Source organism: Halobacillus halophilus, from assembly GCF_020171985.1.
GTDB classification, from domain to species: domain Bacteria; phylum Bacillota; class Bacilli; order Bacillales; family Halobacillaceae; genus Halobacillus; species Halobacillus halophilus_A.
The window spans coordinates 135,895-151,068 of the sequence record NZ_JAIVAL010000012.1 but is presented as its reverse complement, the minus strand read 5'-3'; the positions used below and the strand labels follow the sequence as shown (position 1 = coordinate 151,068).

The 15,174-nt window shown below is 41.5% G+C and carries 13 protein-coding genes; 4 read left to right on the top strand and 9 right to left on the bottom strand.

Translation table 11 applies throughout. The features are described from left to right. Positions 1 to 15: 15 nt before the first annotated feature. Together LCM11_RS16715 and LCM11_RS16710 are read left to right on the top strand one after the other, a co-directional pair. Complete coding sequence (locus tag LCM11_RS16715) at positions 16 to 1,110, top strand: GerAB/ArcD/ProY family transporter (protein WP_224895430.1); 1,095 nt, start codon at positions 16 to 18, stop codon at positions 1,108 to 1,110. Positions 1,111 to 1,463: 353 nt separating this feature from the next. Further along, entirely contained in the window at positions 1,464 to 3,191 is a 1,728-nt protein-coding gene (locus tag LCM11_RS16710) for an HD-GYP domain-containing protein (protein ID WP_224895429.1), read from the top strand. Between the two features lie 43 nt (positions 3,192 to 3,234). Here the strand turns inward: LCM11_RS16710 and LCM11_RS16705 are convergent, their stop codons facing one another. The 5 genes from LCM11_RS16705 to LCM11_RS16685 form a co-directional block, all read right to left on the bottom strand. Further along, the gene (locus LCM11_RS16705) at positions 3,235 to 3,690 is read right to left on the bottom strand and encodes a cupredoxin domain-containing protein (RefSeq protein WP_224895428.1); all 456 of its coding nucleotides are present in this window, start codon (positions 3,688 to 3,690) and stop codon (positions 3,235 to 3,237) included. Positions 3,691 to 4,176: 486 nt separating this feature from the next. After that, positions 4,177 to 5,070 carry an RluA family pseudouridine synthase gene (locus LCM11_RS16700; RefSeq protein ID WP_224895427.1) on the bottom strand — a complete coding sequence of 298 codons (894 nt, stop codon included), beginning with the start codon at positions 5,068 to 5,070 and terminating at the stop codon, positions 4,177 to 4,179. Positions 5,071 to 5,189: 119 nt separating this feature from the next. Further along, positions 5,190 to 6,095, bottom strand: coding sequence for a vanadium-dependent haloperoxidase (locus LCM11_RS16695; protein WP_224895426.1), 906 nt, complete (start codon positions 6,093 to 6,095; stop codon positions 5,190 to 5,192). 64 nt (positions 6,096 to 6,159) lie between these two features. Beyond that, positions 6,160 to 7,977: an ABC transporter ATP-binding protein gene (locus tag LCM11_RS16690; RefSeq protein WP_224895425.1), complete on the bottom strand. Its 1,818-nt coding sequence runs from the start codon at positions 7,975 to 7,977 to the stop codon at positions 6,160 to 6,162. Further along, positions 7,977 to 9,686, bottom strand: a complete 1,710-nt coding sequence (locus LCM11_RS16685) for an ABC transporter ATP-binding protein (protein ID WP_224895424.1) — start codon at positions 9,684 to 9,686, stop codon at positions 7,977 to 7,979. Before LCM11_RS16685 ends, LCM11_RS16690 begins: the two co-directional genes overlap by 1 nt. A gap of 260 nt (positions 9,687 to 9,946) precedes the next feature. Here LCM11_RS16685 and LCM11_RS16680 point away from each other — a divergent pair, with 260 nt between their 5' ends. Further along, positions 9,947 to 10,174: a hypothetical protein gene (locus LCM11_RS16680; protein WP_224895423.1), complete on the top strand. Its 228-nt coding sequence runs from the start codon at positions 9,947 to 9,949 to the stop codon at positions 10,172 to 10,174. Continuing rightward, positions 10,161 to 10,535 (top strand): winged helix-turn-helix transcriptional regulator, encoded by a 375-nt coding sequence (locus LCM11_RS16675; protein WP_224895422.1) that lies wholly within the window; start codon positions 10,161 to 10,163, stop codon positions 10,533 to 10,535. The genes LCM11_RS16680 and LCM11_RS16675 overlap by 14 nt, the downstream gene beginning before the upstream one ends. 52 nt (positions 10,536 to 10,587) lie before the next feature. Here the strand turns inward: LCM11_RS16675 and LCM11_RS16670 are convergent, their stop codons facing one another. The 4 genes from LCM11_RS16670 to LCM11_RS16655 all read right to left on the bottom strand — a co-directional run bounded on the left by LCM11_RS16670 (position 10,588) and on the right by LCM11_RS16655 (position 15,107). Then, a complete protein-coding gene (locus LCM11_RS16670) occupies positions 10,588 to 11,817 on the bottom strand; it encodes an NAD(P)/FAD-dependent oxidoreductase (protein WP_224895421.1) in 1,230 nt (409 codons plus the stop codon). A gap of 750 nt (positions 11,818 to 12,567) precedes the next feature. Next, the gene (locus LCM11_RS16665; protein WP_224895420.1) at positions 12,568 to 13,554 is read right to left on the bottom strand and encodes a Gfo/Idh/MocA family protein; all 987 of its coding nucleotides are present in this window, start codon (positions 13,552 to 13,554) and stop codon (positions 12,568 to 12,570) included. Positions 13,555 to 13,619: 65 nt separating this feature from the next. Next, positions 13,620 to 14,318, bottom strand: a complete 699-nt coding sequence (locus tag LCM11_RS16660) for an SGNH/GDSL hydrolase family protein (RefSeq protein ID WP_224895419.1) — start codon at positions 14,316 to 14,318, stop codon at positions 13,620 to 13,622. Between the two features lie 69 nt (positions 14,319 to 14,387). Beyond that, positions 14,388 to 15,107, bottom strand: a complete 720-nt coding sequence (locus LCM11_RS16655) for a CAP domain-containing protein (protein WP_224895418.1) — start codon at positions 15,105 to 15,107, stop codon at positions 14,388 to 14,390. Between the last annotated feature and the right edge of the window lie 67 nt (positions 15,108 to 15,174).

Here is a 15,174-nt window from a genome sequence, read left to right as displayed (position 1 = left end):
AGGAGATAGGAAAGTATGGATAATCAAACCATAAGCGCCAGGCAGTATATGTTCCTTGTCATTTTCTTTATTATTGGCAGTTCAATCCTAATTGTCCCTACCCCCCTCGCAGCCCAGGGAAAACAGGATGCCTGGATGTCGGTCATTCTTTCCATCCTTTTCGGGGTTGTACTTGTCATGTTTTTAAATAAAATTGGAAGTTTATCCTCTGGGAAAACATTTGTCCAGGCAGCTATTTTCGTATTTGGGAACTGGGCGGGACGCTTATTCTGCATCTTTTATTTAAGCTTCTTATATATCTTAGCTTCTCTTGTTCTCAGAAATATTGGAGATTTCATGACCACTCAGATTATCCCAGAAACCCCCTTACAATTTACTCATACTTTATTTCTGCTTGTCATCATTGGGGGAACCTATCTAGGTATTGAAGCGATTGCACGCTCCTCTGAAATTTTCATGCCCTGGATGGTTATCCTGCTCATTTTTCTAACCATATCCATGATGCCTCAAATTAACGTGGACCAATTAAAGCCTATATTAGGGAACGGAGTTCTTCCAGTAATCAACAGCTCATCTATAGTTATTGGCACTCCTTTGCTTGAGATGGCCGCTTTATTAATGATTTTTCCTTATGTAAAAGAGGAAAGAAAAGCCAAGCACGCCTGGATACTGGGAACCATCATCGGGGGAGGGGTCCTCTTTCTTATTACCACTTTGTGCCTCCTGGTTCTTGGCAGTGATTTGACAGCCTTAAACGCTTACCCTACTTATCGAATTGGGCAGAAGATCAACATAGCTGGTTTCCTTGAAGGATTAGAAATTATCATCGCGATCATCTGGATGCTTACCATATTCTTCAAACTAATCATCCTGTACTACGCTACTTCCGTGGGAATCGCCCAGTTCTTAACCATGAAAGATCACCGCCCACTGTTACTGCCGTTAGGAATGGGAATGGTCGTCCTTTCTATTATTGCTTATCCCGATGTAGCTTATTTTGAGACCTTCGTAGGAGAAGTATGGCTTTCTTATTCCTTAACTCACGGGTTGATACTGCCTGCGATCCTAATGATTGGTCTGCTGATTAAAAAACGGGTCAGTGGAAGTTAACAACACACTAATGAGCTCCTCTATTGGTGTGTTGCTTTGTTTCCATCCATCCACCTTTCCCCCTCTATTGCCTCCACACTCCGCTCCCTGCACCGCAAGAGTCCATTGAAACCGGATACATTCTCCTAACCCTCATTTTTGCAAGCTATTATTTAAACAATGAGTATTCAAAAATTTCATTCAGTAGTAGAAAAATCTTCTTAATTACAGTCCACCCACCACCTATTTGATTTGTGAATGTGTTTTTTTCTTATTTTTAAATAGTAATTTCGTTGAAATGATTAATTGTATACCATAATATAATCCTTAATAGGAAAATATGACTAACCATTTTCATAACGAGGAGTCTGCTTATGCCATTCACCGTAAAAACAACCAACCTTCAACCAGATCATCTGCTTCAACAAGATGTTTTTAAGAACGAGCGACTCGTCCTCTCTAAAGGAACGCTTTTAAACAGCAGACATATACAAAAACTAAGGAAGTGGGACATTCAAGAAGTAGCTATTTCTCCAAGTCTACCCGAAGAGAGTCATTCAGAGCCAGAGTCTACCAACCACATGGACACTCCTCATTCTAAAGGAGAACGTGAAATCCAATACCTCACCACTTTATTTAATACGGTTATTACTAAAATCGTCAATGAAATGCGCTATGGAGAACTATTAAAGCCAACAGATACCCTTCATGAAGTTCGTAGCCTTTTCATACGTTTACTTACGGAACCTATGAACAAGAAGCTTCTATCCGATCTTTTGGAGCATGACGAATATAGTTTTTCTCATTCTGTAGATGTGTTCATTCTGGGGTATCTATTAGGAAAAAAATTAGACGTTGACGATATAGAGAGTTTCGCTACAGCCTGCCTTCTGCATGATATAGGTAAAATAAGTATTCCTCGTGAAATTATATCAAAGACAACGAAGCTTACCTCCTTTGAATACGAAATGATTCAACGTCATACCATCGAAGGAGAAAGCACACTGCTTGCCCAAGGCTATAAGAAGACTACGGCGAGCCTAGCAAGATCCCACCACGAAAAATCAGATGGTTCAGGTTACCCTGATCAAACAGAAGCCGAATCAAACCAATTCTCTACGGAACTTCACATATTAACCATAATAGACATTTACTCTGCCCTTACGTTGGACCGTTCTTATCGAAAAGCCTTTCCTGCGTCAAAGGCTCTATCCATTCTCTTAAATGAACAGCACCTCTATAATCCATCAATTCTTTTTGAATTTGTAGATACTCTTAAAATATATCCTGAAACTTCCCTGGTCCAATTAAGTACAGGAGAGCTGGCTAAAGTAACTAAGGTCATTGAAGAATTACCAACTCTAAGTATGGTAACCATTGTGCAAAATAAAGAGGAATTCCTTCTTCCTATCAACAAATCCATTTACATCGAGAGAATCGTTGAATGGAATAATGATCAATATGCTAAAGAACTCTTCCTATGGATGCAATTTATTCAAAGTTTAAGGAATAAGGACGAAAAACTGGCGTTGCAGTACTTAAGTGAACTGGAAGATAAATATTCAATCGAGAAAGTTTTCACTCATCTATTTGAACCAGCAATGAAGGAACTATATCATGTAAAAAACTCAGAAGGATGGATGGATAATTTCACAGCTATCACTACTTTGAAACACATTATCGATTATAAGCGCTTCGAGTACACATCTGCTGTTACTGCAACTATAGGGAATGTTCTATTAATCGACTCTGGAAAAAAGAAGTGGATGCTTAAGCATCATATACTTTACTCTCTGCTTTCATCTATTGGATTTCGGATACATAATATTCCTTTAGATGAGTCCATACGTGGTCGCCCAAGTGAGGAAGTCTTAAACTATCTAGTTGATCATTCGATTGAAGAAGTGGTCATTATAGGTTCATTTAATGAGATAAGTGCTTTAACCTTCTTATTAGAGCCAATTAAACAGTCCTACCCTCATATACATACCGTTTTTGTTGAAGAAGAGGCTACTGCCCCTGCCGATAGTCATTCTCTTATTGATCTGACAACTAGTACAATTGAAAAATGCCTGCAATACTTAAGAAAAGTAAATAAATGAAAAAGCAAAAGGAGACTAAACTTGTCCCTTTTGCTTTTTCATTCTAATCGACCACAATATAGGCAATCATTGGTCCATTCGAGTTAATGTCCGAGTGCGTCGTGCAAATTAAGCGGTAGACTCCTTCTTTATCAAATTTCAAATCTACAATTGTTTCTTTACCCTGCTGAACCACACCTTTTATTTCGGTATCTTCAATAAAGAATGGATGCTCTTTGCCGTTTACACCGTATATGCTTAATTTAATTGGTTCTCCTTTTTCTACAAAAATCGTACCTGGGTCCCAGCGATACGCTTCAATTTCTTTTCCATCAGCTGTTTCAGCTTTAAACTCCCCTGTTACAAGATTAATGACACGGGGCTCTCCATTTACTGGCTGGGATGAAGTCGCAATAGCACCCTGCCAAAAATAGCTGCCTATAAAATAGGCAGAAAAGGCTACCAGAACAGCCGCTGCGATCACAGCTACCTTCTTAGCTGATAAAATTAATGCACCCATTTAATCCCTCCTAAGGCTTGTTTACTTATTTATATGCAAACAGCCTTAGGAAACTTGCCTTCTTTATTCAATAAATACCTGTTCCTTATTTCTGTAAATCTGTTAAATATCCATACTAGTTTAAAGTAAAGCTCCCATTACTTGAAGACTCGATTTCGAGTTATTGGGTTATGAAGAAGGTCCTTCGGGGGACGATTACGCTTTCCGGCCCTGCACGACGCAGGAAAGTGTTCAAATGTGGAATCCCCCCGAAAGACACGACCGGCATAAGCCGACCATCAAAAGGATGGCGGTTTTTCAATCCGTTGATGAGCGGCTTATGTCTCGAGTGTCTGGGTGATGGAACAAGAGGAGTTGTTTCCGTAGCCATCCTTCTCTCTTTCTTAGAAACGGACCAAATATATCTCAAAACTGATTCTTCAACTAATCGGCCCTATTGCGTAATAAGATTCTTATGAAAAATCGTCATAAACTATAACAGAGCCATTATCTTGAACTGGATAGAAAGGGTTTAGGAATGGGGGATTCAAACCGCATTACTTTCTTGTTACCAGGGTGTTGAAAAGCAAGAACATGGGCGTGAAGACCTAACCTTTTAATTGGATTTGTGCGTGCTCCATATTTTTTATCACCGGCAATTGGATGCCCTATTTCCTGCATATGCACACGAATTTGATTTTTCCTGCCGGTCTCCAGTTGGACCTCAAGTAAAGTTAAATTAGTATTCCCCTGCACTTTTTTATAATGTGTGATCGCGTGCTGAGCTCCCTTAGGATTTTTAGTCGTAAACATTTTCAGGGTTTTACTTTCTTTTACATACGATTCGACAGTGCCTTCGGGCTGCTTAGGCGAGCCTTCCACTAATGCCGCATACTTACGCTCTTTAACCATTTTCTTCCATGATTGCTGGAGTTTTAATTTGGCTTCTTCGTTTTTAGCGAACAACATGACTCCTGATGTATCACGGTCCAAACGATGTACAACAAAAATTCGATGGTTGGGATTTTTACTTTTCACATAATTCATCAGCTGACGATGGGCGGTCTCCTGCTTTTCTTTCGGGGAACCTATCGATAATAGCCCCGCACTCTTATCAATGACAATCAAGTCTTCATCTTCGTGTAAAATCGATAGTCCTGTTAATGCCGTTTTCCGTTTAAAGGTTTTATTTTTTACGATTGTGATCTTCTGCCCTGGCTGTAATTTATGGTCATGCCTGGTTTGAACTTCATCCTCTACCAGAACTTGTCCTCGCTTAAGAACAGACTTTACTGAATTCCGCCCTGTTTCGGGGAGCATTCTTAGCAAAAAAGGTAACAGCTCATCAGACTTCTCTACGGTAAAGCTATTTTTTGGTGCATTATTCTTTCTTCGAGCCACATGACTTCCTCCTTATTTCTTGTGCTATTGTCTAGTTTACCATCTCCATGGCTCCTCTACCCCGCAAATGGAAAAAGAGCAGCAAAAGAGGCTGCTCTTTTCTTTTATACATCTCTTTTTTAAATAAATAATTTAGGATCGATCCAATCATAGGTAGACGAATGTCCATTCGATTCATCTTCTCGAAGTAAGAGGGAATCACATTTTTCATCAAAGTCAAATGGGATAGCCTGCTCATATGTTCGAGGAATGATGTCTGCGTTTCTGTATTCGCGTGAAGAGCGGTCAACCGGCAATCCATCCACATTATCTTTCTTAAGCTCTTCAACCACAATCCTGCCAATTTGCCTTCCTAATCGAAGTCCTTCAGAATTATCTACAGGATAATGAACACCTGCGTATAACCTGGATTGAGCATTTTCTTCAGCAAGATAATGAAGTTTCTGACGTTCTGCAGGAAAGAAGTAACTTAGAATGACCTCAGCCGCTCCTGAAATTGTAGCATGACCTGAAGGATAAGAAGGATGCATAGGTGTACAAATGTAAGTTGCCAAGTGTTGATCCAATTGGTTAGGTCTTGGCACCAGCCATTTGTATTTCAATGTCCAGGCTACGACAAAAGCATCATTCATACCGCCGAACAGCGCACTTAAAATTCGGGCTGCTCTCGGCGCCTCTATCCCATATGTGTCAACTAGCCGATCTACAATGGGGATCCATTGTTTGGAAGCTGGACCAGTACCCCAATACTCGGCAATAGTTTTTTCTCGTTCGGATAAATTAGCGACTGTACGCTGTACGACTTTTAATTGAGCGTACCAGTCAATGGTATCCGGGTCTTTAATCGCTAAACGGATCGGGCGCCCATCTAATTTCTTGAAGCCGTGGCGCCGGCTATGCTGAATAAAGTACGTCTTCCACTTTCCGGCATCTGGTTCCACCCCTCCTGCAATCGTAGGGGAATGGTCTGCCCCTGCATATGGAAGTTCGGTCCAAAGTGGATAAGCTCTTTTTTCATGAGCCATATCTTCACCCCCCTTCCATATTAGAATATGGAAGGACAACTTTAGGGGTGTAAACGTTCCAACTCTACAGACTGGTATCCCGACTTCCTGCCTGCTGGGTTTTAACCAGGTCAGCATAGAAGCCCTTTTGCCCGACCAGCTCTTGGTGACTGCCCTTCTCCACAATTTTTCCTTCTTCCAGGACAATAATTAAGTCAGCTGAACGAATTGTATTAAGACGGTGAGCAATGACAAAGCTTGTACGCCCCTTCATCAGTCTGGATAAAGCATCATTTATTTTCATTTCTGTCACAGTATCAATGCTACTCGTCGCTTCATCTAATATTAATAAAGCTGGGGACGCGATCATCGCTCGAGCAATAGATAACAATTGACGCTGTCCGTGACTAACTCCTCCTCCATCCGAATCAAGCCAAGTATCATATCCTTTTGGCAGCCTTGTAATAAAATCGTGAGCATGGGCTGCCTTGGCTGCAGCCTCTACCTCTTCATCCGAAGCTTCCAGCCATCCATATCGAATATTCTCCCGAATGGTGGTATGGAACATAGTGGCATCCTGTAATACAACTCCCATCTGATTCCTCAAACTATCTCGTGTAATAGATTTTATATTTTTTCCATCTATTAAAATTTCGCCCCGATCAGGGTCATAAAAACGGGAGAGCAAAGATATGATCGTTGTTTTTCCAGCACCTGTTGGGCCTACCAGAGCTACTGTCTGGCCACGTTCGGCCTGAAATGAAATATTGGCTAAAGTCTGCTGCTCATCTTCATATGAAAAATCCACAGCTTTGAATTCAACATCCCCCATTAGAGTCCCGACCGCTTCTGCATGTTCTTCATCCGATTTCTCTTCTGATTCATCTATAATCTGGAAAACCCGTTCAGCTCCTGCAACAGCTGAAAGAATCATGTTGAACTGATTAGCAAGGTCATTTAAAGGTCTTGTAAATTGACGAGAGTAAGTGGTGAACGTAACGATAATTCCAATAGAAATAAAGCCGTTTAAAGCGAGCAGACCGCCCGCTCCGACGATAATAGCAAAGCTCGCGTTGTTAAGCATATTCATCAGTTTGGGAATAAATCCTGTGTAAACTTGCGCCCAGTAACCTGAATGCTTTAAGGCAGCGTTTTTCGATTCAAAATCCTTGATCACTCTTTCTTCTCTAGAAAACATTGAAATAATATTCTGCCCTGAAAACATTTCCTCGACGTACCCGTTAACGTCGCCAAGATCCTTTTGCTGTTTCTTAAAAAACTCCCCTGTCCGCTTCGTGATCCATTTCATACCAAAGTACATAACAGGAACGATCGTTAAGGTCATAAGAGTCAGCATGGGACTTAACCAGACCATAATAACCACTGTCCCTATAATCGTAAGGACACTCGTAAAAAATTGGACCACGGCTGTATTTAAAGTACGGCTCACGTTTTCCATATCATTGGTTAAGCGACTCATTAATTCTCCCTGCTGACGCTGCTGAAAAAAGATTACGGGAAGCCGCTGCAAATGAGAAAACAAGTGATTACGCATCGAGTACACGGTGTCCTGCGCTATACCAATCATCCAATAATTCTGAAGCCATAAAAACAATGAATGGAAAGCGTAAATAAGCAGCAGCCATCCAAGCATGATGATCACGTCACTTGAACTTGGTTCAGCGATCGCTAAATCTACCGTGACTCCGAGCAAATACGGACCGAGAAGAGATAAGGAAGAACTTAAGAGAATGACGGCAAGAACGGTATAAAAACGCTTTTTCTTATCTTCCATGTAATGCCAGATCCTTTTTAAAGTGGAACGAATATCATCAACCTTCGGCGGTGCTGTACCGATGCCTTGATGGCGTCTTATGGGAGGACGCCCTGATTTTTCTGCCATTATTCCGCCTCCTCTTGCTGGGACATGTAAACTTCACGGTAGTAAGGACTGCGTGCGAGAAGCGTTTCATGAGTACCATCGGCGATTAAATGCCCATCCTCCAGAAGAAGGATCTTTTGGGCTTGCTTTAAAGAACTGATTTTCTGAGCCACCATGAACACGGTGCAGGCCTCTTTTTCAAGGGCACGAAGCAACTCGGTCTCTGTATGGGCATCAAGCGCGCTTGTGCTGTCATCCAGAATTAAGATCGCTGGTTTACGAATTAGGGCTCTGGCGATAGATAAGCGTTGTTTTTGGCCCCCGGACAGGCTCAGCCCTTTTTGACCAAGCATGGTATCATATCCCTCTGAAAGAGTCAGAATGAAAGAATGAATTTGTGCTTTCTGTGCCGCCTCGATGACTTCTTCCATATCAGCATCTTCTTTTCCCCAAAGAATGTTATCACGGATACTCCCTGAAAACAGATGAATGTCCTGAGGGACCAAACTAATCTGCGATCTAAGGTGCTTCACATCCAGTTCGCTTATTTCATTATCATCTAAATAGAGTTGCCCTGATTGTTTTTCATATAATCGGGGTATAAGTCTTAATAAGGAACTCTTACCTGAACCTGTCTCGCCCAGTATCCCTACGGTTTCCCCGGATCTTACACGGAAGCTCATCTGATGGAGAACTTCTTCACCACCTTGGCTATAGGAGACCTGGTCAAATAAGAGACTCCCTTTTAACTCAAGTTTTTTGCCGTTCGTTTCAGCCAGGTAGGAAGGTGTGCTTTCTTCCAGCACTTCACCTAACCTGTGAGCAGAAGCATTTCCTCGGGAAAAAACCATAATAAGGAAGGTGAAAATGGAAAAAGTAAACATAATTCGGGTAGCATAATTAATCAGGGCAACCAGTTCCCCTGCCTGCACATTTCCTGCTCGGATATTTTCTGCCCCCAGCCAGATGATGAGAAGAATCGTAATATTCATCCCCAACATCACGACCGGCATGGTGGTTTCCATCAGCCAGAGCGCCCGTTTGTTTTTATCAACTAAAGAATCATTCACTTCTTTAAATCGGGTTTCTTCATGATCACCACGGTTAAACCCTTTAATAAGGCGGATGCCAGTTAGGTTTTCACGAATCACTGTATTGACACGATCCAACTTATTTTGAACAAACTTAAAAAGTTTCACTCCTTTGAATAAAACCCAGAAGAGAAACAGGAGAAATACTGGGACGGCAACGACAATTAGAAGGGCTAGTCCTGCATGAATACTGAATGCCATGATCACGGCAAAAACAATAAACAGCGGGGCTCTTAGCGCTATTCGAACAAACATAAAAAGAAAGTTCTGAATTTGAGTGACGTCGTTAGTCATTCTAGTAATTAATCCAGGAGTGGAAAAAGATTGAAAGTTTTCATTTGTAAAATGCTGGACTTTCGTAAAGAGATCTCGTCGTAAATCATAGCCTACACCCTGGCTGAGCTTAGCTGCAAAAAAAGAATTTGTAATTCCGGCTGCGAAAGCTAATAAGGAAAGACCTAATAGCAGCCCTCCCCACCCAGAAACGATCGAGAAATCTTCCTTAAGAATTCCTTCATCGATAATTTGTGCCATTAGTAAAGGCTGAACTAATTCCACAACAAGCTCAATCCCCATAAGAGCTAAAGCTATCAATGCTGGGGCTTTATAATTTTTGGCATAGGAAAGAATCTTGCGCATAAAGGAGCCTCCGATTATGTAATAAATTGTTTACTATTATACAGGAGTAATGAAAGACAGCCCACTATCTAACTCACCTTACCACGTTTTCTTTTAGAAGAATGATTATGCCGCAACTCTTCAATTGTACTTTGTTTGTCACTCGTTTATGAAAGCATAGCCAGAATAGAATAGTAACAAAATTGTAAGTACTTGTCGTCTAACGAAAAACAAAATAAAATTACAGTACCAGTGTCTCGGAGGAAAGAGTAGGTGAATGAGTGAGGAATAATGTTAAGCCAATATTCCCAGTTACGGATGAGCTGCTTGAGCTTATAGACTTGCTTGACCGGATTTCAGAGATCGATAAAGATCAATTTGTCCCCCATACCATGAATGTGCTGAATAAGGTCTATGCCCAGGGGATCATAGCCGGATATCATAAAGCACGTGAACAGAATAACCACGAAAATAATTTGAGACGAGGTGAAAAGGGTGAAAGAAACTGAAACAGGTATTGAGATCACCCTGGAGATTGTCTGCGGTAAATGGAAAGGACTCATTTTATGGAAGCTCCTTCACGAAAATCCCATGAGATTTAACCAGTTAAGACGAGAGATCGATGGTGAAATTTCTTCTCGCATTCTATCCCGTGAACTAAGAAAACTTACAGACGATGGATTAATCGAACGTATAGACTATGAAATGGTCCCCCCCAAAGTAGAATACCGCATCACCCCCTACGGTAAAACAACAGCTTCATTTTTAGCCAGCATGAACGAATGGGGACTTGAGCACAAGCGGATGTCAACATCTAAAAAAGAGATGGCTCGTCTTATTAATAAGAAAACTCAGGATGAACTTTGTTAATTTTGCCTATCCAAAAAATCAGCTTCCTGACCCGGTCAGGAAGCTGATCTTATTATTTATAGAGTTTCTTTTTCTTTAACGGGCGAGTTGTTTGATAGAGCTGATAATCATCTTTCTTCTCCTCCACGATCCAGTCCCTTAGAATTTTAGCAAGGAGCATACTGTAAACCGTACCGTTATCACCGTATCCTAACAAGAAGAAGCTGTTTGGATACTCTTTATACTCTCCGATCACTGGAAGACCATCTACCATACCACCATAAAAAGCAGCTGAATAATAAGCCGGGCTCGTGTTGATCTGTGGAAAAAGTTTATTTAACTCTTCCATAAGCTTCTTTCTCTTATGCACAAGCTTTCCATCCCGTTCTTCCGGGTGCTCTGTTTCTTCATCGAGTCCTCCGATAATAACGCGGTTATCTTTCGTCGTCCTGATAAATACATACGGCCGGGCAGTCTCCCAAATCAACGTGCGGTCATACCAGCCGCTAAAATGGTCTACGGGATTGGTCGTTAGCGTGTACGTACTTACAAAACGTGCTTTCTTTTCTTTTTTTATGTCCATATCGTGATAGCCTGCAGCGTAGATCACTTGTTTAGCACGAATTTGAGGACCACGGTTTGTGGTGATGACAGGTAGTTCTTCCTCATAATGTTCTCCCGTCCTCTTTGTATGTTCAAAAACTCTTACGCCTTTAGTGGATGCATAGTGTAAAAGTCCATGAGTGAAGATAAAAGGATTCATTTCTCCATCATTTTTAGAGAAAATACCTCCTTGCTTGGTAAAGGAATAATGCTGGCTGATCCATTCTTCTGTTACCCATCTAGCCGGTGTGCCTCGTCCCTGAAGCCACTCGCACTCTCGCTGCAAAGGAAGCAAGTCAACATCCTTACTTACATAATAAAGAGTATCCCTTCGTTTGAATTCAGCATCAAAATTAATTAGACTGCAAGCTTTCTCTATTTCATCAATTGCTTCCTGGCATAACTGCAAGTGTCTTGTTACATAGTCATCTCCAAAAACATGAACGAGATCCGTAAATAATTTCTCTCCCGATGATTGAAGTAAGCATGTATTCGAACTTGTGCTCCCAAGTCCGATTTCTTCACTTTCAATAACGACAACATCCATCCCCTGATCGGCGAAATAATAGGCACATTGAGCTCCTGAACTGCCCCCTCCTACGATCAGTACATCACAAGTAATGTCTTCTTCTAGAGCTGGATAAGTTGGTTTATCGCTAAAGGTGTCCGGCCAATAATAGGTTCCTGACTGTATATTCATAATTCCGCTCCTTACCCATTTTTTATAGTATTAGTATGGGTATGAAACGGGGAAGCTATGTTGTTGAATTTCAATTTAAATATAATTCGCTCAGATTATTCTTTACGCTAATTTGAAAGATAAGCTCTCGTTTGTTGAAGACTCAGTTTCGAGATATTTAGGTTGAGAGGACAGTCCTTCGGGGGACGATTTCGCTTTCCGGCCCTGCACGACGCAGGGTCGTTCGACGTTGCCACAGGACGTGGCGATCTTAGTCGAACTTCCTATATGTGGTAAGCCTCCTCAGGCTTCGCCATCCGGGGTCTCCCCTGTCATTTTCAACCCACAGGAGTCTACATCCTCCCCCTCCGGACCTTGCGATATATGGAGCTCGAAATCTTATTCGAAACGCACCGGTTTATGGTGAAGAATAACTATTAAAAATAAGCGTACATGGGTGGATAATTCCCTTTATAGAAGCATTTGCGGCAGATCCAAGACCTCTCCATCGCCTATAGAAGGGTCCGTTCACCAGATATTGTTGGGGTGGCGGAGGAAACAGCGAGACTCCCGCGGGAGAAGGAGCTAGGCGAGACCCCACAGGAAGTGAAACGAGCGAGGAGGCTTGCCAGTTCCCCCGCAGGAAAGCGAGTTGTTTCCGTAGCCATCCTTCTCTCTTTCTTAGCAACGGACCAAATATATCTCGAAACTGAGTCTTCAACTAATCGGCCCTTTAGTGCAATAAGTAGATATCCACAATAATGTATAACATTAATAGTCGTCTGCTTTAAATGAGAGGCCCATTTGCTTTCTGGATTCGCCCAACACGTCAGCCGCGATTAGAGAATGTTCGAAGGAATTGATTCTGGATTGCTGTTTACCTTGTTCGACGAGATGAATGAATTCTTCGATCTCATAAAACATGGGATCCTTATCAGCTCTCCCCGGCAATGTCTCTGTTGTGCCGTCATTGTATCGAATAAGAAGATCTTCAGGTTCAGATATATCTGGAATAACGATTACCCCTTTTTCCCCTTGAATTTCAGATGATGCATAGGTATTAGTGATTTTCGAATGAGTGATCACCGCTTCCAGCCCATCATAACTGGCAATTATACTTCCTTGACCATCTACTCCCGAGGCAAGCTTGACTCCATTTGCTTTGATGGAAAGAGGAGCCCCAAAAAGTACCACCATAGGATAAACCCCATAAATCCCTAAGTCCATATGAGAGCCATTCGAGAACTCTGGATTAAATGCATTTAACACTGTTCCTTCTTTATAGGCATCATAACGAGAAGAATACTTACCATAATTACCAAAATAGCGGCGGACTCGTCCAATTTTGGGCAAGTGATCCTGCAGAGCTTTAAATCCTGGCATAAGCGTAGATTTAACAGCTTCCATTAAAACTATCCCTTCTTCCTGAGCCACTTTAATCATTTTCGCTACCTCTTGCTGGTTCGAAGCCATAGGTTTCTCGCAAAGTACATGTTTTCCTTGTTTCATGCAGGTAATGGCATGTTCTGCATGAAAAGAATTAGGGCTTGCTATGTATACGGCATCGACTTCTGTACTTGAAGCAAAGCTTTCAAGTGAATGGTACGAATGTGTCGCTCCATGCTCAGAAGCAAACTCCCGTGCTCTCTCTTCGGTCCTGGAGTACACGGCCGTTACTTCAAAACGATTATGCTGTCCCCCGGCCTTCAGAAACTTTTCCGTAATAGTATTTGTTCCAATAACTCCGAAACGGATCATTGAAAACCCTCCTCTTTTGAATTATTTACTAGTATACAAGAGGATAGGGTTATCCGTGTAGCCGTTTATTTATTCATCTGCTTAAGAGCCAGCTTAGCGAGAACCCGTTGTCCCTTTTCAGTGGGATGGACATCTCCTTTAATAATATATTCCGGGTGCCCTTTAAAAGCTTTATTGGCATTCAGCAGACTCACTGAAGTAAAGTGACTGAGAAGCTTAATTAGAGCAGCATACTGTTGGTTAATGTAAGCTAATGGTGTATTAAGCTGGTCTCCCGCAGAGGGATAAGGATTGTAAATGTTATACACAAGAATCTGGCCATCTGTGAGATGATCAATTAGAACGATTGTAGAATATACGTTATATATGAGATCTCTGATCACAGGAGCAGCTTCATCAATCCGAATACCGTCCAATCCTTTATTCTTTTTCACTAAGTTAAGAAGATCGTTCCCCCCAATATAAAGAATGACATAGTCCGCTCCCTGTATAGATTGTCTGAACATATCATTGGAATGAACAGCCCTTAACAGTTCCCCGGATGTTAAACCTGGCACGCTCAGATTAGTGACTTCCAAACCTGTTTCTTTCCCAATAAGATAAGGAAAAGCTTTACTAGGTGGCATGTGGTTATCTTTTGACAAATTATACCCAAACGGAATAGAATCACCTATCGCTACTACCCGTTCTTCTTGCTTGGAATAAACATTGGACAGGGGCAGCAAACTGAAGATAATAAACATGAATACCATTACTTTTTTCATCATATGCCCTGTCCTTTCACCTATTATGTAAAAAGCAGGACGCCGGACGAACCGTGACGTCTTGCTTTATTATTTTTTCCCGATAAACATTTGCGTCCAGTAATTTCCGTCCTGGTCATATCCAATTCCAATATGGGTTAAATTCTTGTTCATAATATTTTTACGGTGTCCTGGGCTATTCAACCAGCCTTTTACAACTTGATCAGCCGTTTCTTGACCGGCAGCGATATTTTCCGCTGCTGTACGATAATCCACTCCGAATTCTTTCAGCATATCGAATGGTGTTCCGTAGGTTGGAGATGTATGAGAGAAGTAGTCATTAGCCGACATATCCTCTGATTTTTTCTGAGCAACCTTTGCTACTTGTCCATCGATTTTCAGTGGCTTTAGACCGTTTTTCTCTCTCGCCTGGTTGGTTAACTTCACTACTTCTTCCTGAAGAGCTCCATTTACCTGCCCAAAACGTTCATCCTTTGCATTCCCCTGATCTCTGTCAGGTTCAGCTTTGTTTTCTTCGTTATTCATGTCTGGTGCATCCATCATTCCGTTTGGTCCATTTGGATTTAATCCTTCAAAGTGTATGTTAGGGTCGAACCTGTTTTGTCCTGGTGCGGCACCTGGATCCACTGCATTTTGACCCTTCTGCTGAATTCCTTGATCTTCAGGCCCAAAACTTACTTCATTAAAGTTATTTCGTTGTTGTTCTCTAGCGGCTTCATTTGTGTTACAAGCTGTAAGCACAAAAGACATAATGAAGGCTGTAAACAATACAATTAAACCTTTTTTCATCTTTTATCCTCCTCAGGATTTCTTACGCTTACTATTCTCACTTAGATGGTTTTTATCCTGAGACAAG